The sequence below is a fragment of the Achromobacter sp. SD115 genome, assembly GCF_017355315.1.
Taxonomy (GTDB): Bacteria; Pseudomonadota; Gammaproteobacteria; order Burkholderiales; family Burkholderiaceae_B; genus Achromobacter; species Achromobacter xylosoxidans_B.
In genome coordinates this window covers 1-20,585 of the sequence record NZ_JADIJM010000017.1, presented here as the reverse complement: position 1 = coordinate 20,585, position 20,585 = coordinate 1, and the positions used below count along the sequence as shown (strand labels likewise).

17 protein-coding genes are annotated in these 20,585 nt (G+C 67.1%); 10 read left to right on the top strand and 7 right to left on the bottom strand.

The window, feature by feature from the left end; genetic code table 11:
• The first annotated feature begins 158 nt into the window (after positions 1-158).
• From IPU70_RS22005 to IPU70_RS21995, 3 genes are read left to right on the top strand one after another with little or no spacing between them, the layout of a single operon-like run.
• On the top strand, positions 159-1,199 hold the full coding sequence (locus IPU70_RS22005) for a branched-chain amino acid ABC transporter permease (RefSeq protein ID WP_207470307.1): 1,041 nt from the start codon (positions 159-161) through the stop codon (positions 1,197-1,199).
• Complete coding sequence (locus IPU70_RS22000) at positions 1,196-2,989, top strand: ATP-binding cassette domain-containing protein (RefSeq protein ID WP_207470306.1); 1,794 nt, start codon at positions 1,196-1,198, stop codon at positions 2,987-2,989. Before IPU70_RS22005 ends, IPU70_RS22000 begins: the two co-directional genes overlap by 4 nt.
• Complete coding sequence (locus IPU70_RS21995; RefSeq protein WP_207470304.1) at positions 2,989-3,738, top strand: ABC transporter ATP-binding protein; 750 nt, start codon at positions 2,989-2,991, stop codon at positions 3,736-3,738. Before IPU70_RS22000 ends, IPU70_RS21995 begins: the two co-directional genes overlap by 1 nt.
• Before the next feature lie 33 nt (positions 3,739-3,771).
• Here the strand turns inward: IPU70_RS21995 and IPU70_RS21990 are convergent, their stop codons facing one another.
• Positions 3,772-4,707 (bottom strand): glycosyltransferase family A protein, encoded by a 936-nt coding sequence (locus IPU70_RS21990; RefSeq protein ID WP_207470302.1) that lies wholly within the window; start codon positions 4,705-4,707, stop codon positions 3,772-3,774.
• A gap of 224 nt (positions 4,708-4,931) precedes the next feature.
• Between IPU70_RS21990 and IPU70_RS21985 the strand changes: the two genes are divergently transcribed.
• The gene (locus tag IPU70_RS21985; protein WP_207470301.1) at positions 4,932-5,906 is read left to right on the top strand and encodes a LysR family transcriptional regulator; all 975 of its coding nucleotides are present in this window, start codon (positions 4,932-4,934) and stop codon (positions 5,904-5,906) included.
• Positions 5,907-6,008: 102 nt separating this feature from the next.
• Here IPU70_RS21985 and IPU70_RS33000 read toward each other — a convergent pair whose 3' ends face one another.
• The 4 genes from IPU70_RS33000 to IPU70_RS21970 form a co-directional block, all read right to left on the bottom strand.
• Complete coding sequence (locus IPU70_RS33000; protein ID WP_006226408.1) at positions 6,009-6,137, bottom strand: hypothetical protein; 129 nt, start codon at positions 6,135-6,137, stop codon at positions 6,009-6,011.
• A 227-nt stretch (positions 6,138-6,364) separates the two neighbouring features.
• On the bottom strand, positions 6,365-7,297 hold the full coding sequence (locus IPU70_RS21980) for a sugar kinase (RefSeq protein WP_207470299.1): 933 nt from the start codon (positions 7,295-7,297) through the stop codon (positions 6,365-6,367).
• On the bottom strand, positions 7,290-7,940 hold the full coding sequence (locus tag IPU70_RS21975) for a bifunctional 4-hydroxy-2-oxoglutarate aldolase/2-dehydro-3-deoxy-phosphogluconate aldolase (RefSeq protein WP_207470297.1): 651 nt from the start codon (positions 7,938-7,940) through the stop codon (positions 7,290-7,292). The genes IPU70_RS21980 and IPU70_RS21975 overlap by 8 nt, the downstream gene beginning before the upstream one ends.
• A gap of 22 nt (positions 7,941-7,962) precedes the next feature.
• Positions 7,963-8,748 carry an IclR family transcriptional regulator gene (locus tag IPU70_RS21970; protein WP_207470295.1) on the bottom strand — a complete coding sequence of 262 codons (786 nt, stop codon included), beginning with the start codon at positions 8,746-8,748 and terminating at the stop codon, positions 7,963-7,965.
• 242 nt (positions 8,749-8,990) lie between these two features.
• Between IPU70_RS21970 and uvrA the strand changes: the two genes are divergently transcribed.
• The 3 genes from uvrA (at position 8,991) to IPU70_RS21955 (ending at position 16,617) form a co-directional block, all read left to right on the top strand.
• On the top strand, positions 8,991-14,753 hold the full coding sequence (uvrA, locus tag IPU70_RS21965; RefSeq protein WP_207470293.1) for an excinuclease ABC subunit UvrA: 5,763 nt from the start codon (positions 8,991-8,993) through the stop codon (positions 14,751-14,753).
• 5 nt (positions 14,754-14,758) lie between these two features.
• Entirely contained in the window at positions 14,759-15,895 is a 1,137-nt protein-coding gene (locus IPU70_RS21960; RefSeq protein WP_207470291.1) for an aminodeoxychorismate synthase component I, read from the top strand.
• 89 nt (positions 15,896-15,984) lie between these two features.
• On the top strand, positions 15,985-16,617 hold the full coding sequence (locus IPU70_RS21955) for an aminotransferase class IV family protein (RefSeq protein ID WP_207470289.1): 633 nt from the start codon (positions 15,985-15,987) through the stop codon (positions 16,615-16,617).
• Here IPU70_RS21955 and IPU70_RS21950 read toward each other — a convergent pair.
• A complete protein-coding gene (locus tag IPU70_RS21950) occupies positions 16,614-17,516 on the bottom strand; it encodes a LysR family transcriptional regulator (protein WP_207470287.1) in 903 nt (300 codons plus the stop codon). The two genes, IPU70_RS21955 and IPU70_RS21950, sit on opposite strands and share 4 nt — an antisense overlap.
• A 211-nt stretch (positions 17,517-17,727) precedes the next feature.
• Here IPU70_RS21950 and IPU70_RS21945 point away from each other — a divergent pair, with 211 nt between their 5' ends.
• From IPU70_RS21945 to IPU70_RS21935, 3 genes are read left to right on the top strand one after another with little or no spacing between them, the layout of a single operon-like run.
• Entirely contained in the window at positions 17,728-18,987 is a 1,260-nt protein-coding gene (locus IPU70_RS21945) for an aromatic ring-hydroxylating dioxygenase subunit alpha (RefSeq protein ID WP_207470285.1), read from the top strand.
• A 2-nt stretch (positions 18,988-18,989) separates the two neighbouring features.
• Positions 18,990-19,463 carry a nuclear transport factor 2 family protein gene (locus tag IPU70_RS21940; RefSeq protein WP_207470283.1) on the top strand — a complete coding sequence of 158 codons (474 nt, stop codon included), beginning with the start codon at positions 18,990-18,992 and terminating at the stop codon, positions 19,461-19,463.
• A gap of 17 nt (positions 19,464-19,480) precedes the next feature.
• Complete coding sequence (locus IPU70_RS21935) at positions 19,481-19,792, top strand: non-heme iron oxygenase ferredoxin subunit (protein WP_207470281.1); 312 nt, start codon at positions 19,481-19,483, stop codon at positions 19,790-19,792.
• 9 nt (positions 19,793-19,801) lie between these two features.
• Here the strand turns inward: IPU70_RS21935 and IPU70_RS21930 are convergent.
• Positions 19,802-20,585, bottom strand: a 784-nt coding sequence (locus IPU70_RS21930) for a ThiF family adenylyltransferase (protein WP_207470278.1), incomplete at its 5' end; no start/stop codon positions are given.

Here is a 20,585-nt window from a genome sequence, read left to right as displayed (position 1 = left end):
AGGGATGCACAGAGCCTGCTTCGTGGCATCTCGATCGAGTGCGCAAAGCCGGCTCCGCGGCATCCCGATAGGGTGCGCAGTCCGTAGCATCCTGGCGGGCGCGCGCGGATGGGGAATGAGGTGCCTGGCTTGCTTGTCTGTCTTACCCGGAATTTCGCATGAATGCTCAGATTGCCCTGATACTCGGGCAGGACGGCATCACCAACGGCGCCATCTATGCGCTGCTGGCCTTGTCCATCCTGCTGGTCTTTACCGTCACCCGCGTGCTGTTCATCCCGCAAGGCGAGTTCGTCGCGTTCGGCGCGCTGACCATGGCCGCGCTGCAGGCCGGCAAGCCGGTGCTGCTGGTGTGGCTGCTGTTCGCCTTCGCAGTGGCCGAGGTCGGCGCCGATCTGCTGGCGCGGCGCAAGCGGCCGGGCCGCAATCGCGGCGCCTGGCGCATGGCCGTCAAGCTGGCCTATCCGCTGGTGCTGGCCGCGCTGTTCTACAAGCTGCCGCTGGCCCAGCTGCCGATGGCGGCGCAGGCGCTGCTGACGCTGCTGTTGCTGGTGCCGATGGGCCCCCAGCTGTACCGCTTGTTCTACCAGCCCATCGCGTCGGCCTCGACGCTGGTGCTGCTGATCGTCTCCATTGCCGTGCACCTGGCGCTGGTCGGCCTGGGGCTGCTGGCCTTCGGCGCGGAAGGCGCCCGCACCGCGCCCTTCAGCGATGCCAGCCTGGCGCTGGGACCGTTGAACGTCAACAGCCAGGCGCTGTGGGTGGTGGCGGTGTCGGCCCTGCTCATCATCGTGCTCTACCAGTTCTTCGAACGCTCGATGTACGGCAAGGCGCTGCGCGCAGCCGCCTTCAACCGGCTGGGCGCGCGACTGATGGGCATATCGCCGATCTTCGCCGGCAAGGCCACGTTCTTCCTGGCCGCGCTGATCGGCACGGTCTCGGGCATCCTGATCGCCCCCATCACCACCATGTATTTCGACTCTGGCTTCATGGTCAGCCTGAAGGGCTTCGTGGGCGCCATCATCGGCGGCCTGGTGAGCTATCCGCTGGCCGCGGCCGGCGCCATCCTGGTGGGCCTGATCGAAGCCTTCTCCTCGTTCTGGGCCAGCGCCTACAAAGAAATCATCGTGTTCACGCTGATCATCCCCGTGCTGCTCTGGCGCTCACTGAAAAGCCATCACGTCGAGGAAGAAGACGAATGAACCCGCGCCACATCCTCCTCGCCTTCCTGGCGCTGCTGGCCCTGGCGCCGCTGGCGCTGCCGCCGTTCTATGTCACGCTGCTGAACTACATCGGCCTGTACGCCATGGTGGCGCTGGGTCTGGTGCTGCTGACCGGCGTCGGCGGCCTGACCAGCTTCGGGCAGGCCGCCTTCGTGGGCGTGGGCGCCTACACCACCGCACTGCTGACCACCCGCGCGGACACGCTGCCCTCCTGGCTGGCATGGCTGGGCGCCTCGCCCTGGCTGACCTTGCTGGCCGGGCTGGCGCTGACCCTGGTCATCGCCTACCTGCTGGGCGCGATCACGCTGAAGCTGTCGGGCCATTTCCTGCCGCTGGGCACGATCGCCTGGGGCCTGTCGCTGTACTTCGTCTTCGGCTCCGTCGAGGGCCTGGGCGGCCATACCGGCATTCCGGACATTCCCGCCATCAGCCTGTTCGGCTGGACGCTGAACCAGGGCGACAATATCTACTACCTGATCTGGGCCTTCCTGCTGGTGGCCGTGTGGTCGACGCAGAACCTGCTGGATTCGCGCGAGGGCCGCGCCATCCGCGCGCTCAAGGGCGGCCGCGTGATGGCCGAATCCATGGGCGTGGACACCGCCCGCTCGCGCATGGTGATCTTCATCATCGCGGCGCTGCAAGCCTGCGCCTCGGGCTGGCTGTATGCGCACATGCAGCGCTTCGTGAACCCCAACCCCTTCGGTTTGCAGATGGGCATCGAGTACCTGTTCATGACCGTCATCGGCGGCGCGGGACAGGTCTGGGGCGCGCTGGTCGGCGCGGGCGTGTTCACCGTGCTCAAGCAATGGCTGCAAGACTGGATGCCCAAGCTGCTGGGCCAGACCGGCAACTTCGAGGTCATCGTGTTCGGCTTCGGCATGGTGCTGCTGTTGCACCGCGCCCGCAGCGGGTTGTGGCCGGTGCTGACACGCTGCGTGCCGGTGAAGAAGCAACCGCGCAAGCTGGACATGAACGCTGAGCCGCTGCCGCGCAAGCCCATGCCGCCACGCGGCGAAGTGGTGCTCAAGGCCGTGGACGTGACCCGCAAGTTCGGCGGCCTGGTCGCCAACAACGCCATGAACCTGGAAATCCGCGCCGGTGAAATCCTGGCGTTGATCGGGCCCAACGGCGCGGGCAAGAGCACCATGTTCAACCAGATCTCCGGCGTGGACACGCCGACCTCGGGCACGGTGACGCTGCTGGGCCAGTCCGTGGCCGGCGCCGGCGCGCGCCGCATTGCGCGGCTGGGCCTGTCGCGCACCTTCCAGCACGTGCGCCTGCTGGGCCGCATGAGCGTGCTGGAAAACGTGGCCATCGGCGCGCACCTGCGCGGCCACCGCGGCGTGCTGCCGGCCGCGTGGCGGCTGGACCGCGCCGAAGAGGCGCGCCTGCTGGCTGAAGCCGCGCGCCAGGTCGAGCGCGTGGGCCTGGGCAAGCACCTGAACGATGAAGCCGGTTCGCTGGCCCTGGGGCAGCAGCGCATCCTGGAGATCGCCCGCGCGCTGGCGTCCGATCCCTGCATCCTGTTGCTGGACGAGCCTGCCGCCGGCCTGCGCTACCAGGAAAAATGCGAGCTGGCCGAGTTGCTGAAGAAGCTGCGCGCCGAGGGCATGGCCATCCTGCTGGTTGAGCACGACATGGACTTCGTGATGGGGCTGGTGGACCGCGTGGTGGTCATGGACTTCGGCGAAAAAATCGCCGAGGGCCTGCCCGGCGAGATCCAACACAACCCCGCAGTGCTTGAAGCCTATCTGGGCGGAGTGGAATGATGAGCGCGAATTTGCTGGAAGTGCGCGACCTGCGCGTGGCCTACGACAAGATCGAAGCCATATCGGGCGTCAGTCTGGCGGTGGGCGAAGGCCAGATCGTGACCGTGATCGGCCCCAACGGCGCCGGCAAGACCACCCTGCTGTCGGCCATCATGGGCGTGCTGCCGTCCAGCGGACAGATCGTCTTCGGCGGCAAGCCGCAGGAACACGCCGAGATCGAGGAAATGGTGGCGGCCGGCATGAACCTGGTGCCCGAAAAGCGCGAACTGTTCGCCGAGATGACGGTGGAAGACAACCTGATGCTGGGCGCGTTCCATCGTTTCCGCTGCGGCTTGCGCGACCAGGACCAGACGCTGGCCGAAGTCTATGAGCTGTTTCCGCGCCTGAAGGAACGCCGAGCCCAGTTGTCCGGCACGCTGTCCGGCGGAGAACGCCAGATGCTGGCGGTGGGCCGCGCGCTGATGGCCAAGCCCAAGCTGCTGATGCTGGACGAGCCCAGCCTGGGCCTGGCGCCGCGCATCGTGCGCGAAGTGTTCCGCATTGTCGCGCGCCTGCGCGAAATGGGCGTGTCGATCCTGCTGATCGAGCAGAACGCCCGCGCCGCGCTGCAGGTGGCCGACTACGCCTACGTGCTGGAAACCGGCGCCGTCACGCTGGAAGGCCCGGCCGCCCAGGTAGCGGAGGATCCGCGCGTGGTTGAGGTATATCTGGGACTGGGGCATGGGGCGCCGGCAGCCGCGCCCGCATAAAACGCCCTAAGGAGCCTGCCCGCGCGGCAGGCCCTAGGCGACGCCGCGGCGCCTGTCGCGGCGGTACAGGGCATAGCCCAGCGGCCACATGGCCGCGACCATGAATTTCGCCGCCGGATTGGTCAGCTTGTAGGCCTGCACCGCCGTCGCCACCCCGGAGTGCTTCAGATGCAGCCGGAAGCGGGTATAGCGCGCCGCGGCCATGATGAACTCGCGCGGCCGGTAGCGGAAGAATTCCAGATGGTGCTGCAGCATGTCCCAGGCCAGCAGGTACAGGCCCTGGGCATTGTTGCCCACCGAGACCGCGCCCTGGCTCAGGCCGCCGGGCGTGTCGTGGTAGGTACGCACTACGCGGTTGATGAAGCGGCTGAGATAACCTGCGCGCGCGATCGCCCACCACACCAGGCTTTCTGGCACGAAGCCTGCGACGTCCTCGGGGAAGGGATACTTCCTGAGGATGTCGGTGCGCATACAGCCGAACTTCTCGCCCTTGATGCGATAGCGGAAATAGACGTCCACGGCCGTGCTGTCGAACACGTCCTGCGGGTAGCGGTCGCCAACGATGCTGCCGTCGGGACGCGCGCACAGGCCGGTCACGGCCACGTAGGATTCGCGCCGCGCCGGCGGAATGCTGTCCCAGGCCGCCTTGAACGTGGCCAGGGCGTCGGGCGGCATCTCGTCGTCGCTGTCCAGGCCGACGATGAGTTCGCCGCGCGCCTCGCGCACGCCGCGGTTGAAGGCGGTTTTCTTGTGGCGATTGTTCTGCCAGAAATAACGGATCGGAAAATCGGCGCGCGCCTGCCACTCCAGGATCGATTCGTGGGTATTGTCGGTGGAACCGTCGTCCACCACCACCCATTCGAAATCCCGGAACGTCTGCCGGGAAAGGGATTCATATACCCGATGGAGCGTGCCCGCCCGGTTGTAGGTGGGCGTTAAAACGGTGAAAAAAGTTGGTGTGTCGGTCATGCCCACTGAGCCCCTTTGCGATGCATCGTGCAAACGCTGCGGTCTTGGTTTTGGTGTTTTCGCCTGAAGTTTAGGGGATATGCCCGCGCGAACCGGCCCCGAGACGCTCAAATTTGCAATCAAATCTGACAAAAACGACGGTTCGTACGATAAGGGGAAGCCACAGCAATCTTCGGACGCATACCGTAGTGGCGTACACTCGGGCGGCCAAAACCGGAATGCCTATGGAAGCGTCGACCGTCCAGCTCAATGACATCGCCTTGTTCGTCGAGGTCGCCAAGCGTAAGAGCTTCAGCCTGGCGGCGCGCGCGCTGAACATGCCGACCTCGACTTTGTCGCGTCGGATCAATGAGTTGGAACGCGCCATCGGCTTGCGCCTGATCAACCGCAACACGCGCCGCCTGGATCTCACGGAGGCCGGCGCGGCCTATATGCGGCGCTGTCAGGGCCTGATCGACGAAGCCCGCCTGGCGCATGAGCAACTGCAATCGCTGTCGGGGGGCCCTTCCGGCAACCTGCGGGTATCCATGCCCTACAGCCTGGCGATGTGGTTGTTGCCGGAAACCATCAATGACTTCACTGACCGCTACCCGGAAGTGGAGTGCGAGTTCGACCTGAGCATGATGACGGCGTCCGACGCGCAAGGCACCCCGTTCGACGTGGTGCTGCGTTTCGGCAACGATGCCCATCATCCCCGGACGTCGGCGGACACCGGTTACGACAACGGCAATGGCAATAGCGCCATGCCTAGCGGCGTCGTGGTGCAGGAGCTGGTTTCCTTGGACAGTTACCTGTATGCCTCCGACCGCTACCTTGCGCGTTACGGCGAACCCGAGGTTCCCGCCGATCTCACCCGGCATCAGTGCCTGCGCACCGCCATTGATGCCGCGCATTCGCATTGGACGCTGCACCGCGGCGCCGTCAGCGAACGCGTGCCGGTCAGCGGCCACCTGGCGGCCAACAATATGAGCATCGCCGGCACGCTGGCGGGCCTGGACCTGGCGATTACGCGCATGCCGCACTGCCACGCGCTCGCTCCCATCATCAAACGCAATTCGCTCAAGCGCGTGCTGCCGGGCTGGAAGGTGGATCCGATTTCGATCTATGTGGTGTATCCGTCCAGCATCCAGCCGGCGAAAACCCGGGCTTTCATGGATTTCATCCTGCCCAAGCTCGGCCCCCCACAGGACCACGAATAGGCATTTCGTCTGCCTGACGTCAGGCAGACGAAAAAAAACCCGCGCGGCGCACCGGCGGGTTTTTTTGATCAGACCGGGGAAGACCCCGGCCAGACACGTCGCTTAGACGCGCTTGATCTTTTCCAGCATCTTGAAAACACCCTTGGGCGACTTGACGAACAAGCGCTTGAAAGCCTTGCCCAGGCAACGGCGTTCCAGGGTGTTGCGACGCACGCGTTTGCGTTCAGCCATGTTGATTCTCCTGTTGAATTTGCGGTAGTGAAGCCCGCACAACCGGATACTGGGCTGGCGGAAAATTCGGGTAACTTGGCATTTTAGCCTGAAATGCACGCGGCACGCCAACGGCGCGAAAATGCGGCGTTTCCGCCACGCTCCAATCCCATGCGATGCAATAAGGGGCGGATCACGCCGCTTCCGCCCTGGGGCAGGCAACAACCCTGCCCCGACCGCATCCTGGATCAGCCCGAAATGCTCTTCAGCCGTTCCAGGACCTGCTCCTTGCGCGGCAGCGGATCCACCGCGCCGTATCCCAGGGTGGACAGGGCCGCAGCCGCGTTGGCATAACGCACCGCATCCTCCCAGGAGTCGCCCTGGCAGCGGCGCGCCAGCAGGCTGCCCGCAAAGCAGTCGCCCGCACCGGTCGCGTCCACCGCTTCCACGCGCAAGGCCGCCACCGGGATACGCTGGCGGCCGTCGTCGATGATGGACCCATCCTTGCCCAGCTTCAGCACCACCACGCCAGTGGCGCCGGCGTCGCGGATCCAGTCCAGCGTGCGTTCCGGATCGTCGTTGCCGGTCAGGTGCTGCATGTCGTCCATACTGGGCAGGAACAGGTCGGCCGTGCGCATGGTCTCGCGCAGCACGGCGCGGGCGCGGTCCACCGGCCACAGACGCAGCCGCAGGTTCGAATCCAGGCTGACCTGGACCCCGGCCGCATGCGCGCGCTCGATGGCGGCGAAGACGGTGTCGCAGGCGCTGGTGCTGATCGCCAGGCTGATGCCCGACACGTGCAGGTAGCGGGCGCGTTCGATCAGGCCCGAGTCCAGGCTGGCCGGCGTCATCAGGCTGGCGGCGGAACCGCGGCGCAGATAGCTGAAAGCATGGCCGTCCGGGCCGTGCTGCACGAAGTACAGGCCGGTGTGCGCCTGGTCGTCCACCTGTACACCCGAGGTGTCCACGCCCTCGGCCTGCCACAAGTCGAGGAACTGCTGACCGAAGGCGTCGTTGCCGACACGCGTCAGATAGGCGCAGCTTGCGCCCTGCCGCGCCGCGGCGATGACGGCGTTGGAGGTGTCGCCGCCGAAGCCTTGCAGATACTGGCGCTGGTCCTGGTGCGTCTGGTTCAGTTCGACCAGCGGCTCGCCCAGCGCGACGATATCGAAATCAGCCATGGGCGGCCTCCCGGGTGCGGACGATCTGCGCCACCAGCGCGGCGGTGTCGCGGGCGGCGAAGGCCGCCTTGTCATAGAGGTTGCTACCGATGCCGACGATGGCGGCGCCGGCGGCGAAGTACGCGCCCATGTTGTCCTGGGTGACGCCGCCCGTGGGGCAGAAGATGGTGTCCGGGTAGACGGACTTGAGCGCCGCCAGGTGCTTGGGGCCACCCGTGTCCGCCGGGAAGATCTTCACCACGTCCACGCCCGCGCGGCGCGCCGCCAACACTTCGGTGGGCGTGAAGGCGCCCAGCAGGCAGAGCGCGTCGGCTGCGTGCGCCAGGTCGACGATGTCGGTGGCCAGCGCCGGCGACACCAGGAAGTCCGCGCCCGCGACCAGGGCCTCGCGCGCCTGCTGCTCGTCCAGCACCGTGCCCACGCCCAACAGCAGCGCGCTGCCGTGCTTGTCGCGCAGCGCCCGCAGCAGGTCGGTGACGCCGGGGATGGTCCAGGTCAGCTCCAGCGTGGTGCAGCCGGCGGCCACGGCGACTTCGGCCGCATAGGCGGCGGTGGCGGCGTCCGTGTAGCGCAGCACGGGGACGACCCGGGCGGCCAACAGGGTGGAGAGCTTGGAGGCGAGAGGGGCTGCGGTTGCGGTCATGGCATTCCTTGGAGGCAGACGATCAGGCGCCGCCGGGCGATACCGGCAGGACGGCGAGTTTGGCCGCGGCGGCATCACGCAGCCGCAGCAAGGGTTCGATATAGGCGGCTTGCGGGTCATCGCGCCGCCGGAACAGCAAAGTGCTGACGCTGACGCCGGCGACAGGCCGCCCGGCGGCGTCGCACAAGGCCACGCCATAGCAGACGATGCCGGACTCGTTTTCCTCGTCGTCGGTGGCGTAGCCGCGCGTAGCGGCCAGGTCCAGCACGGCGCGTAGTTCGGGCAGGTTGGTCACGGTGCCGGGCATGCGGGCGGTCAGGGGCAGATCGTGCAGCAGGCGCTCGCGCGCGGCGGCGTCCAGCGCCGCCAGGTAGGCCTTGCCGACGGCGCTGGAGTGCAGCGCCACGGAGGCCCCGACGCGCGAGGCCATGCGTACCGGGCCGGGGCTCTCCAGCTTGTCGATATAGGTCATTTCCAGCCCGGCCGGCACGGCCAGGTGCACGGTTTCGCCGGTTTCGTCGCGCAGCGCCTGCAGGTCGGGCGCCAGCGCCGCGCGCAGGTCGAACTGCGACCAGGCCCGGCTAGCCAGCGACATCAGGCGCGGCCCCAGACGGTAGGCGCCGCCGGTTTCGGCCACCATGCCCTGCTCGGCCAGGGCGGCGACGATACGGTAAACCGTGGGCCGGGGATAGCCGCAGCTGCGCGCCAGCGACGCGGCCGTGGGCGGTTGGGGCGCATCCGCCACCGCCTGCAGCACCGTCATGAACTTGGCGAACGCCGCAGCGCCCGGGACCTTGGTTTCCAGCAAGTATGTCTCCAACTAAGGGCGGCAAGCCTTTAGCAATGAATCAGCAGAATGTGCAAGCCGAGCAGCGCGAATCTCAGACGAATCTGCGATACTGTTTATTTGTACAGCTAGTGAGCCCCATAAATGTCCATATATTGGACACGTGACTCACAATATAGTCAATTATTCCATATCGCCGCGCTCGGAACCAGCGATGGGTTGTCGCTCGGGCAGGCCTCTCCCCTCAGGCTACGATACCGTCCATGAGCTCCCAAATTCGCATCGTTGGCGCCCGCCAGAACAATCTCAAGAACCTGGACCTGACCATCGCCACCGGCGAACTGGTCGTCGTAACCGGCGTGTCGGGGTCCGGCAAAAGTTCGCTGGCCTTTGACACCTTGTACGCCGAGGGCCAGCGGCGTTATGTGGAAACCTTCTCGCCCTATGCGCGCCAGTTCCTGGACCGCATGGACAAGCCGCAGGTGGACCGCATCGAGGGCATCCTGCCCGCCATCGCCATCGACCAGACCAACCCGGTGCGCAGCTCGCGCAGCACGGTCGGCACGATGACGGAACTGAATGACCATCTGAAGCTGTTGTTCGCGCGCGGCGCCAAGCTGTACTGCCGCGGCTGCGGCAAGGTAGTGCGGCGCGACACGCCGGATTCCGTCTACCACTCGCTGGCCGAACGCGCCGCCGCTGCCGGCGACCCGCGGCTGGTGGTGACCTTCCCCATCGCCGTCCCCTCCAACTTCACCGAAGAGGAGGTGCGCGGCTTCCTGGAGCAACAGGGCTACACCCGCGTGCACGCCGAGGAAACCGCCGCCCCGCGCGCGGCCGCACCGGCCAAGGGCGCCAAGAAGACCAAGGCCGCGAAGGGCAGCACCGAATCGCGCCGCATCCTGCACGTGATCCAGGACCGCTTCCGCTTCGCCGGCACCGAACGCGAACGCATCATGGAAGCGCTGGACACCGCGCTGCGCATGGGCGCCGGCCACCTGGCCGTGTACGTCATGGACGCCGAAGGCGGCAACGCCCACATCTGGAAGTACAGCGACCGCCTGCATTGCGCCGACTGCGACATCGAATACACCGATCCCCTGCCCAGCAGCTTCTCGTTCAACTCGCCCTTGGGCGCGTGCGAAGCCTGCCGCGGCTTCGGCCGCGTGATCGGCATCGATTTCGGCCTGGTCATCCCGGACGAGAACAAGACACTGCTGGAAGGGGCCATCAAGCCCTGGACCACGCCGTCGTACAAGGAATGCCAGGACGAACTGCAAAAGTACGCGCCCAAGGCCGGCATCCCGCTGGGCGTGCCCTGGAAGAGCATGAGCGAGGAGCACAAGCGCTGGGTACTCTACGGCACGCCCGACTGGAAGGGCGGCAACGACGCCTGGAAGCACCAGTGGTACGGCGTGCAGCGCTTCTTCGACTGGCTGGAAACCAAGGCCTACAAGATGCACGTGCGCGTGCTGCTGTCGAAGTACCGCAGCTACACGCCCTGCCCCACCTGCAACGGCGCGCGCCTCAAGCCCGACGCGCTGCTCTGGCGCCTGGGCACCCGGGAGGAAGCCGACACCGTGCTGCCGCCGGCGGACGGCCGCTACAAGCGTTTCATGCCCGTGGGCGCCAACTGGAGCCGCGAGCAGCTCGAAGGCCTGGGCGGCCTGTCCATCCATGACGTGATGCTGCTGCCCATCGAACGCGTGCGGATCTTCTTCGACACGCTGTCGTTCTCGGGCGCGCTGGACGCCGCCACCGACCTGCTCATGACCGAGGTGCGTGCGCGGCTCAAGTTCCTGTGCGACGTGGGCCTGGGCTATTTGACGCTGGACCGCCAGAGCCGCACGCTGTCGGGCGGCGAGGTGCAGCGCATCAACCTGACCACGGCGCTGGGCACCTCGCTGGTGAACACCCTGTTCGTGCTGGACGAGCCGTCCATCGGCCTGCATCCGCGCGACATGCACCGCGTCGTCGAAGTCATGCACCGCCTGCGCAACGCCGGCAACACCCTGGTGGTGGTGGAGCACGACCCGCAGGTCATGGTGGCCGCGGACCGCATCATCGACATCGGCCCCGGCCCCGGCGAACGCGGCGGCCAGATCGTCTTCGATGGCACGCCGGCGCAACTGCGCGCGGCGCGCACGCTGACGGGCGACTACCTGGGCGGCCGCCAGCGCGTGGAAGCGCCGCGGCCCATGCCGGTGGCGGCGAACACGCCGCGCCTGCTGCTGGAAGGCGTCAGCGCACACAACCTGAAGAACGTCTCCATCGAACTGCCGCTGGGCCGACTGGTGTGCGTGACCGGCGTGTCGGGCTCCGGCAAGTCCACGCTGGTGCAAGACGTGCTGTACCCCGCCCTGCTCAAGCAGAAAGGCAAGCCGTCAGAATCGCCCGGCGCCTTCGACCGCCTGCTGGGCGCGGAGCAGATCGCCGACGTGGTCATGGTGGACCAGACCCCCATCGGCAAGACGGCCCGCTCCAACCCGGCCAGCTACGTGGGCGCGTTCGACGCGATCCGCAAGCTGTTCGCCCAGGCGCCGCTGGCGCGCGAACGCGCCTATACGGCGGGCACCTTCAGCTTCAACGGCGGCGATGGCCGCTGCCCCACTTGCGGCGGCACCGGCTTCGAGCACGTGGAGATGCAGTTCCTGTCCGACGTATACCTGCGCTGCCCGGACTGCGACGGCAAGCGCTTCCGCCCCGAAGTGCTGGAAGTGCGCGTCGAACACCTGGGCAAGAGCGCGTCCATCGACGAAGTGCTGGAGATGACGGTCAGCGAGGCGCTGGACTTCTTCAAGGGCCTGCGCGACGTGCAGACCGGTCTTGCGCCGCTGGCCGACGTGGGCCTGGAATACGTGCGGCTGGGCCAGCCCGTGCCTACCCTGTCGGGCGGCGAGGCGCAGCGCCTGAAGCTGGCCGGCCACCTGGCCGAAGCGGCGCGCAGCGGCATTTCCACCGCCAAGGTCGCCAAGAAGGGCAGCCTGTTCCTGTTCGACGAACCCACCACCGGCCTGCACTTCGACGACGTGGCGCGGCTGATGCGCGCGTTCCGCAAGCTGCTGGCCGCCGGCCACACGCTGCTGGTGATCGAGCACAACCTGGACGTGATCCGCGCGGCCGACTGGCTGATCGACCTGGGCCCCGAAGGCGGCGACGCCGGCGGCCTGGTCATCGGCACCGGCACGCCGCAAGACCTGATGGACAACCCCAAGTCGCACACCGGCGCCGCCCTGCGCGACTACGAAGTCAGCATCCTGCCGGCCGACGTGGTCGTGAGCAGCGACGCCGATGCGCAGGAGGTCGAGCAGGCCGGGCTGACGGCCCGTATCGCCGAACCGGGCGAAGCCTACGTCGCGGAGGTGGGCCGCCCGCTGCAATCTCTCGTGCGCGAACGCCGCCAGGCCAATATGGCGATCGAGATCCGCAACGCCCGCGAGCACAACCTGAAGAACGTCAGCGTGGAGATTCCGCGCGACAAGTTCACCGTCATCACCGGCGTGTCCGGCTCGGGCAAGTCGACGCTGGCCTTCGACATCCTGTTCAACGAAGGGCAGCGCCGCTATCTGGAATCGCTCAACGCCTATGCCCGCGCCATCGTGCAACCGGCTGGCAAGCCGGACGTGGACGCCATCTTCGGCATCCCCCCCACGGTCGCCATCGAACAACGCACCAGCCGCGGCGGACGCAAGTCCACCGTGGCCACGATGACCGAAATCCATCACTTCCTGCGCCTGTTGTACGTCAAGCTGGGTACGCAGTACTGCCCCGACTGCAACGTCGCGGTGGAACCGCAGAACACGGACCAGATCGTGGCGCGCCTGCTGCGCGAGCACAAGGGCGTGCACATCGGCCTGCTGGCGCCGCTGGTCACGGCCCGCAAGGGCTATTACACGGACCTGGCCAAATGGGCCGGGTCCAAGGGCCACTCGCACCTGCGCGTGGACGGCGAGTTCATCCCCGTCGCCCCCTGGCCGCGCCTGGACCGCTACAAGGAACACACCATCGAGCTGCCGGTCGCGGACGTGGTGGTCGACCCCGCCAACGAAGCCGAGCTGCGCGCCGCGGTCAAGAGCGCGCTGGAAAACGGCCAGGGCGTCATGTCCGTGGTCTGGCCGGTGAACAAGCTGCATGAGGCGCTGGACAGCGACCTGCAGCAGCAACACTTCTCGGTCAAGCGCGCCTGCCCGTCCTGCGGCACCAGCTTCCCCGAGCCGGATCCGCGCCTGTTCTCGTACAACTCCAAGCATGGCTGGTGCACCGGCTGCTTCGGTACCGGCCTGCAACTGCAAGGCTTCGACGAAGAGCAGACCGGCGAGGAAACCGCCTGGAACGCCTGGTACGAAGGCGAGGCCAAAGCCTGCACGCAATGCGACGGAGAGCGCCTGAACCGGGTGGCCCGCGCCGTGCGCTGGCGCGACAAGTCCATCGCCGAACTGGCCTCGCTGCCGGTGTCGGACGCGCATACTTTCTTCACGGGGCTGGTGGCGCGCGGCCGCGAAGGCGAGATCGCCCGCGACATCCTCACGGAAATCCGCGGACGCCTGAACTTCATGCAGGAAGTGGGGCTGAACTACCTGGCGCTGGACCGGGCTGCGCCCACGCTGTCGGGCGGCGAGGCGCAGCGCATCCGCCTGGCCGCGCAGCTGGGCTCCAACCTGCAGGGCGTCTGCTACGTGCTGGACGAGCCCACCATTGGCCTGCATCCGCGCGACAACCGCATCCTGCTGGACGCGCTGGCGCGCCTGGAAGGCAACGGCAATACGCTGGTGGTGGTGGAGCACGACGACGACACCATCCGCCGCGCCTCGCACATCATCGACATCGGACCGGGCGCGGGCATCCGCGGCGGCCGCGTGGTGGCCCAGGGCAGCGCGCAGGATCTGATCGACGCGCCCGAATCGGTCACCGGCCGCTATCTGGCCAAACCCTTGCAGCATCCGCTGCAAGGCCGCCGTCCGGTCGAGGCCGACACGCCCATGATCGAGATCAAGGGCGCCCGCCTGCACAATCTGCGCAGCGTGGACGCGAAGATTCCGGTGGGCCGCCTGAGCGTGGTGACCGGCGTGTCCGGCTCGGGCAAATCCACCTTGGCGCGTGAAGTGCTGCTGGACAACCTGATGCAGGCCGTCTCGCAAGGCAAGTCGCCGGGCTGGGCGGGCTGCGAGAGCATCAAGGGTTGGGAAGCCATCGACCGCGTGCTGGAAGTGGACCAGACGCCCATCGGCAAGACGCCACGCTCCTGCCCGGCCACCTACGTGGGCTTCTGGGACGACGTGCGCAAGCAGTTCGCCGATACCCGCGAAGCGCGCATGCGCGGCTGGACGGCGGCGCGCTTCTCGTTCAACACCGGCGACGGCCGCTGCCCGATCTGCGAAGGCCAGGGCATGCGCACCATCGAGATGAACTTCCTGCCGGACGTGAAGGTGCCTTGCGACGCCTGCAACGGCGCGCGCTTCAACCACGACACGCTCAGCACACAGATGCGCGGCAAGAATGCCGGCGAACTGCTGTCCATGGAAGTGGACGACGCCATCGGCTACTTCGCGGCGCACCCCAAGATCCATCGCCCGCTGCAGCTGATGCAGGACGTGGGCCTGGGCTACCTGACGCTGGGACAGCCCTCGCCCACCCTGTCGGGCGGCGAAGCGCAGCGCATCAAGCTGGTGACCGAGCTGTCCAAGGCCCGCCTCACCGACGGCCTGATCAAGACCGGCCGCGCCTCGCGCATCCCGCACACGCTGTACGTGCTGGACGAGCCCACCGTCGGCCTGTCGATGGCCGACGTGGAGAAGTTGATCCACGTGTTGCACCGTCTGGTGGAAGCCGGCAATACGGTGGTGGTGATCGAGCACAACCTGGACGTGATCGCCGAAGCCGACTGGCTGCTGGACCTGGGACCCGAAGGCGGCACGGGCGGCGGCAAGCTGGTGGGCGAAGGCTCGCCCGAACACGTCATGACCCTGAGCGACCATTCCCACACGGGCCGGGTCCTGAAGGAATTCCTGGCCCATCAACAGCAGTAAGAAGCATGCAATGTCGTTTTGAAGACCGGCTGGCCGGCCGCGCGCTGCGGTTCGAGGGCTTGTGCTCGCGGATCGAGGCGCGCTGCGCCGCCGAGGTCGCCCCCGCCCTGGCCGCCATCGAGGCGCAGCGGCGGCAGGGCCGCTGGATCGCCCTGTTGCTGGACTACGAGCTGGGCGAATGGCTGCTGCCCGAGGCTGCCATGGCGCCGCCCGCCGGCCCCTGGACACCGCCGCGCGATGACGGCAAACCGCGCCTGACCGCGCTGGTGTTCGAACACAAGCAGGACGAAGCGCCCTGGGACGCGCCGGAACCCGGCAGCGCGCCCGCCGCCATCAGCCTGCCCGCGCCGCGCATGACCGAGGCGGACTACGTGCGCCAGATCGGCGCCATCCGCGGTCTGATCGGCGACGGCGAGCTGTATCAGGTGAACTACACGCAGCCGCTGGACCTGCAGTTCCAGGGCGACGCGGCCATGCTGTACCGGCGCATCGCGGCCCGCAACCCGGTGGCGCACGGCGCGTTCATCGAGGACGGCGAGCGCACGGTGCTGTCGTTTTCGCCCGAACTGTTCGTGCGCCGCGACGGCCCGCGCCTGACCACGCGCCCGATGAAGGGAACCGCCCCGCGCCACGCCGATCCGGCCGAGGACGAACGGCTGGGCCAGGCGCTGCTCGCCAGCGAAAAGAACCGCGCCGAAAACCTGATGATCGTGGACCTGCTGCGCAACGACCTGGGCCGGCTGGCCGAGCCGGGCTCGGTGCGGGTCGACGCCCTGTTCACGCTGGAGCGCTATCCCACCGTCTGGACCATGACGTCCACGGTTTCGGCGCTGGCGCCGCGGGCTACGCTTGCAGACGTGCTGCGCGCGCTGTTTCCCTGCGGCTCCATCACCGGCGCCCCCAAGGTGGCGGCCATGCGCCGCATCCGCCAGATGGAAACGGCGCCGCGCGGCCTGTATTGCGGCAGCATCGGCTGGCTGGCGCCCGACGGCGACTTTGCGCTGAACGTCGCGATCCGCACCCTGGTGCTGGACCAGGCGGGTCACGGCGTCTACAGCGTGGGCGGCGGCATCGTGCACGATTCCGACCCGGCCGAGGAATGGCAGGAATGCCATTGGAAGGCCCGGATCCTGCGGGCCTGAAGCGGCTTGCCCTGGGACCCGCGCCACCGGCGCGGACATCGGTAGTAGGATAGAGCGCGCCCGCAGCATCTACACACCAGGAGGCTCCCATGCAACCCGAACTGATCGAGACCATCCTGGTCGATGCCGAACGACGCGTGCCGCTGCTGGCGCGCCACCTCCAACGCCTGGAAACCTCCTGCAAGGCCCTGGGCTATGGCTGGGGCGGCCGGGCCGTCGAGGCCGACATCATGATCACCGCGCTGGGCGTATCCACCCCCGGACCGCACCGGCTGCGCCTGCTGGTGGCGCGCGACGGCAGCCGCAACATCCAGACCGCGCCGCTGCCGTCCTTGCCGGCCGTGCAGGAAGCCATGCTGGCGCCTGAAGCGCTACGCTCTTCCGAGCCGCTGCTGCGCTACAAGACCACCTACCGCCCCTGGTACACCAAGACCATCGAATGGCTGCCCTCGCATCCGCACATCTTCGATCTGCTGTACCTGAACGAGCGCGGTGAACTCTGCGAAGGCAGCCGCAGCAACGTCTATCTGCGCCTGGACAGCGACTGGTACACGCCGCCCGTGGACAGCGGCTGCCTGCCGGGCGTGCAGCGCGCCGAACTGCTGGAAACGGGCCAGGTGGAGGAACGCGTGCTGACCCTGGCCGACCTGCACGCCGCCGAGGAAATCCGCCTCTCCAACGCGCTGCGCGGCTGGCTTCCCGTCACGCTGCGCGAGGCTTAATCCGCGAATTCGTCGACCACCACCTGCCGCAGCCACTGGTTGGCCGGTTCGCGGTGGTTGCGGGCGTGCCAGAACACATTGATGACCGACTCCGGGATCTTCACCGGACAGGGCGCGGTCGCCAGGCCGAACGGGCCGCAGGCGCAGTCGGCAAAACGCTGCGGCACCACGGCGATCATGTCGGTGGCAGCCAGCACCGGCCCCACCGCGATGAAGTGCGGCACCGTCAGGCGCAGGCGCCGGCGGATGCCGGCCTGCCCTATCACCTGATCCACCACGCCGTGGCCCGTGCCTTCCGACGCGATGGCCACGTGCTCGGCAGCGCGGAACTGGCGGGCCGACACGCCGGTGCGCGCCAAGGGATGATCGCGGCGGAAGATGCAAACATAGGGCTGGCGGAACAGCAGGCGCTGGAAGAAGCCGCTATTCAGATCGGGCAGGAAGCCCATGGCCAGGTCGATGCGGCCACGCTCCATTTCGTCCTTCACGTCGATCGAGGTGGTGCGCACGGTACGCACCGTGACATTGGGCGCGGCGCGGTCCAGCGCGCGCATCAGCCGCGGCAGGAAGTAGCTTTCGCCCACGTCGTTCACGCCGATCACGAAGGCGCGCCCGCTGTGCGCGGGGTCGAACGCGGCGCGGGCGTTCAAGGTGCTGTGCAGCGCCTCCAGCGCGGCGGCGATGGGCTGCGCCAGGTCCTGCGCATAGGGCGTGGGCACCATGCCGCGCGAGGTCCGCAGGAACAGCTCGTCGCCCAGCAGCTTGCGCAGCCGGCCCAGCGCGTTGCTGACGCCGGGTTGCGAGATGCCCAGGCTATCGGCCACGGCGGACACCCGACCGTGCTTCCAGAGCTCATTGAAGACCACCAGCAGGTTCAGGTCCACGTCTTGCAGGTTCATGCGCTTGTCTCCACCAATATTGATTTTGGTGATTTATCTCATCATGCAGATTCTATTTATTTATTTCACAAGCTGCCCGATGATGCAACAAACGCCAGCGCCCATGCCGCGCCGGCTCTGCCGGACCGCCCCCGCGGCCCGCCGAACCAAGGAGACCAGCCATGCGTACCTGTACGCTGCCCGCCGCCGCGCCCTGTAGCCGGAGCGGATCATGAATGCCCTCGAGCAACCCATCGAATTCGCCCCGCGCTGGCAAACCGACGGTTCCCACCGCATCCCCTTCGGCGTCTACACCGACGCCGCCCTGCACCAGCGCGAAATGGAGCGGTTCTTCTATCGCGCGCACTGGAGCTATGTGGGCCTGGAAGCCGAGATCCCCAACCCGGGCGACTTCAAACGCACCGCCGTGGGCGAACGCTCTGTCATCCTGCTGCGCGACAACGACGGCCAGGTGCGCGTGGTGGAAAACGTGTGCGCCCACCGCGGCGTGCAGTTCTGCCGCGAACGCTCCGGCAACCGCAGCGAATTCGTCTGCCCCTACCACCAGTGGAACTACGACCTGCAGGGCAACCTGATCGGCGTGCCGTTCCGCCGCGGCGTCAAGCAGGACGGCAAGATCAACGGCGGCATGCCGCCCGACTTCAAGCCGGAAGAGCACGGCCTGACCAAGCTGGCCGTGGCCTGCCGCAACGGCGTGGTGTTCGCTTCGTTCGACCACGACGTGGAGCCGCTGGAGGACTATCTGGGGCCGGACATCCAGCATTACTTCGACCGCGTCTTCGATGGCCGCGAACTGGTCATCCATGGCTACAGCCGCCAGCGCATCCCGGGCAACTGGAAGCTGATGCAGGAGAACATCAAGGATCCCTACCATCCTGGCCTGCTGCACACCTGGTTCGTCACCTTCGGCCTGTGGCGGGCGGACAACCGCTCCGAGTTGAAGATGGATCAGCACTTGCGCCACGCCGCCATGATCTCGACGCGCGGCCAGGGCGGCAAAGGCAGCGTGACCAGCGGCGTGTCCAGTTTCAAGGAACAAATGTCGCTGAACGATGACCGCTTCCTGGACATCGTGCCGGAACCCTGGTGGAACGGCCCCACCGCCGTGCTGATGACGCTGTTTCCCAGCGTCATCATCCAACAGCAGGTGAACTCGCTGTCCACGCGCCACATCCAGCCGGTGGGCCACGACGCCTTCGACTTCGTCTGGACGCATTTCGGCTTCGCCGACGACACGCCCGAGATGACGCGCCGCCGCCTGCGCCAGGCCAATCTGTTCGGCCCGGCGGGCTTCGTGTCGGCGGACGATGGCGAGGTCATCGAATTCTCGCAATCGGGCTTTGAACAAAAGCCCTGGCACCGCAGCGTGGCGGAACTGGGCGGTAAAACCGCCGAGAACACCGACCACATGGTCACGGAAACGCTGATCCGCGGCATGTACGCGTATTGGCGGCGGGTCATGGAGGCCTGACGATGCTGGACTTTCCTCTCTACTACCAACTGACCTGCCTGTACAACGATTACGCGGCCGCGCTGGACGCGGAAGAATGGGAGAAGTGGCCCGAGTTCTTCCTGGAGGACTGCGTGTACAAGGTGCTGCCGCGCGAGAACCACGAGCGCGGCTATCCGCTGGCGACCATGGCGTTCGAAAGCCGCGGCATGCTGAAGGACCGCATCTACGGCGCCACCGACACCATCTTCCACGATCCCTACTACCAGCGCCACGTGGTGGGCGCGCCGCGCGTGCTGTCGGTGCAGGGCGACCGCATCGAGTCCGAGGCCAATTACGCCGTGTTCCGCACCAAGCCCAGCCAGCTGACCACGGTGTTCAACGTGGGCCGCTATCTGGACGTGGTTCAGCGCGGTCCGGACGGGCTCAGGTTCGCATCGCGGCTATGCATCTTCGACAGCGAGCTGGTGCCGAATTCGCTTATCTACCCTATCTGACCGAGGACATGACTGTTATGAGCACGCAATGGATCAAGACCATCGCGCGGGATGAAGTGCCTGAGGAAGACGTCATCGCCGTGCAGGCCGATGGCCGCGAGATCGCGCTGTACGGCGTGGACGGAGAGGTCTACGCCACCGCCAACCTCTGTACGCACGGCAATGCGCGGCTGTGCGACGGCTTCTTGATGGGGCATGAAATCGAATGCCCGCTGCATCAGGGACGCTTCGACGTGCGCGACGGACGCGCGCTCTGTTCGCCGCTGCGCGAGAACATTGCCACTTATCCGGTCAGGATCGAGGACGGCGTGGTGTTCGTGGCGCTGTAGGGTCGTTGTTCAGACGGCCAGTCGCAGGGCCTCGTTGGCCGCCGCCATGCCCATGGCGGCCGTGACGGTCACGACCGAGCCATAACCGGCGCAGGACAGGCCTTGCGGCGCCAGGGCCTGGCCCGAGGCGCCCATGTCGTCCTCGCCTTCGGTGGGGCGGGTCCAGGCGTCGGGCAGGATGGCGGGCTGGTCGAACCACAGGGCGTGGATGCCCATTTTCGGCACGCGCTTCAGTGCTTTGCCGTTCTGGTCGGAGGCCCGCGGAAAGCCATGTTCGCGGCGCAGCTTGTTGCGCAGCTTGGACAGCAGCGCGTCGTTGACCGCGGCGGACAGGTCGCCAGCGCGCAAGGCCAGCGGATCGGTCTTGCCACCCGCGCCGCCGCACAACAGCATGGGCACGCCGATTTCCCGCGCATGCAGGATCATCGCGATCTTGGCCGCGGCCTGGTCGGTGCAGTCGATGATGACGGAGTACGGGCCGGGCAGGACCTGGGCGACGTTCTCGGGTGACACGAAGTCATCTACCCGAGTCAACCGGCATTCCGGGTTGATGGCCAGCACGCGTTCGGCCATGGCGTCGACCTTGGACTGGCCCAGCGTGGCGGTCAGCGCGTGGATCTGGCGGTTGACGTTGGATTCGGCGATGTGGTCCAGGTCGATGAGCGTCAACGCGCCTACCCCGCAGCGGGCCAGGGCTTCGACGGTCCAGGAGCCTACGCCGCCCAGGCCTGCGATTGCCACGTGGGCGTTGCGCAGGCGGGTCGGGGCTTCGGGGCCGTAGAGGCGGGAAAGG

Excerpts from the sequence above, each read along its gene's own strand:
- IPU70_RS22005 (WP_207470307.1), top strand. The coding sequence starts at position 159 with ATGAATGCTCAGATTGCCCTGATACTCGGGCAGGACGGCATCACCAAC.
- IPU70_RS22000 (WP_207470306.1), top strand. The coding sequence starts at position 1,196 with ATGAACCCGCGCCACATCCTCCTCGCCTTCCTGGCGCTGCTGGCCCTG.
- IPU70_RS21995 (WP_207470304.1), top strand. The coding sequence starts at position 2,989 with ATGAGCGCGAATTTGCTGGAAGTGCGCGACCTGCGCGTGGCCTACGAC.
- IPU70_RS21990 (WP_207470302.1), bottom strand. The coding sequence starts at position 4,707 with ATGACCGACACACCAACTTTTTTCACCGTTTTAACGCCCACCTACAAC.
- IPU70_RS21985 (WP_207470301.1), top strand. The coding sequence starts at position 4,932 with ATGGAAGCGTCGACCGTCCAGCTCAATGACATCGCCTTGTTCGTCGAG.
- IPU70_RS33000 (WP_006226408.1), bottom strand. The coding sequence starts at position 6,137 with ATGGCTGAACGCAAACGCGTGCGTCGCAACACCCTGGAACGCCGTTGC.
- IPU70_RS21980 (WP_207470299.1), bottom strand. The coding sequence starts at position 7,297 with ATGGCTGATTTCGATATCGTCGCGCTGGGCGAGCCGCTGGTCGAACTG.
- IPU70_RS21975 (WP_207470297.1), bottom strand. The coding sequence starts at position 7,940 with ATGACCGCAACCGCAGCCCCTCTCGCCTCCAAGCTCTCCACCCTGTTG.
- uvrA (WP_207470293.1), top strand. The coding sequence starts at position 8,991 with ATGAGCTCCCAAATTCGCATCGTTGGCGCCCGCCAGAACAATCTCAAG.
- IPU70_RS21960 (WP_207470291.1), top strand. The coding sequence starts at position 14,759 with ATGCAATGTCGTTTTGAAGACCGGCTGGCCGGCCGCGCGCTGCGGTTC.
- IPU70_RS21955 (WP_207470289.1), top strand. The coding sequence starts at position 15,985 with ATGCAACCCGAACTGATCGAGACCATCCTGGTCGATGCCGAACGACGC.
- IPU70_RS21950 (WP_207470287.1), bottom strand. The coding sequence starts at position 17,516 with ATGAACCTGCAAGACGTGGACCTGAACCTGCTGGTGGTCTTCAATGAG.
- IPU70_RS21945 (WP_207470285.1), top strand. The coding sequence starts at position 17,728 with ATGAATGCCCTCGAGCAACCCATCGAATTCGCCCCGCGCTGGCAAACC.
- IPU70_RS21940 (WP_207470283.1), top strand. The coding sequence starts at position 18,990 with ATGCTGGACTTTCCTCTCTACTACCAACTGACCTGCCTGTACAACGAT.
- IPU70_RS21935 (WP_207470281.1), top strand. The coding sequence starts at position 19,481 with ATGAGCACGCAATGGATCAAGACCATCGCGCGGGATGAAGTGCCTGAG.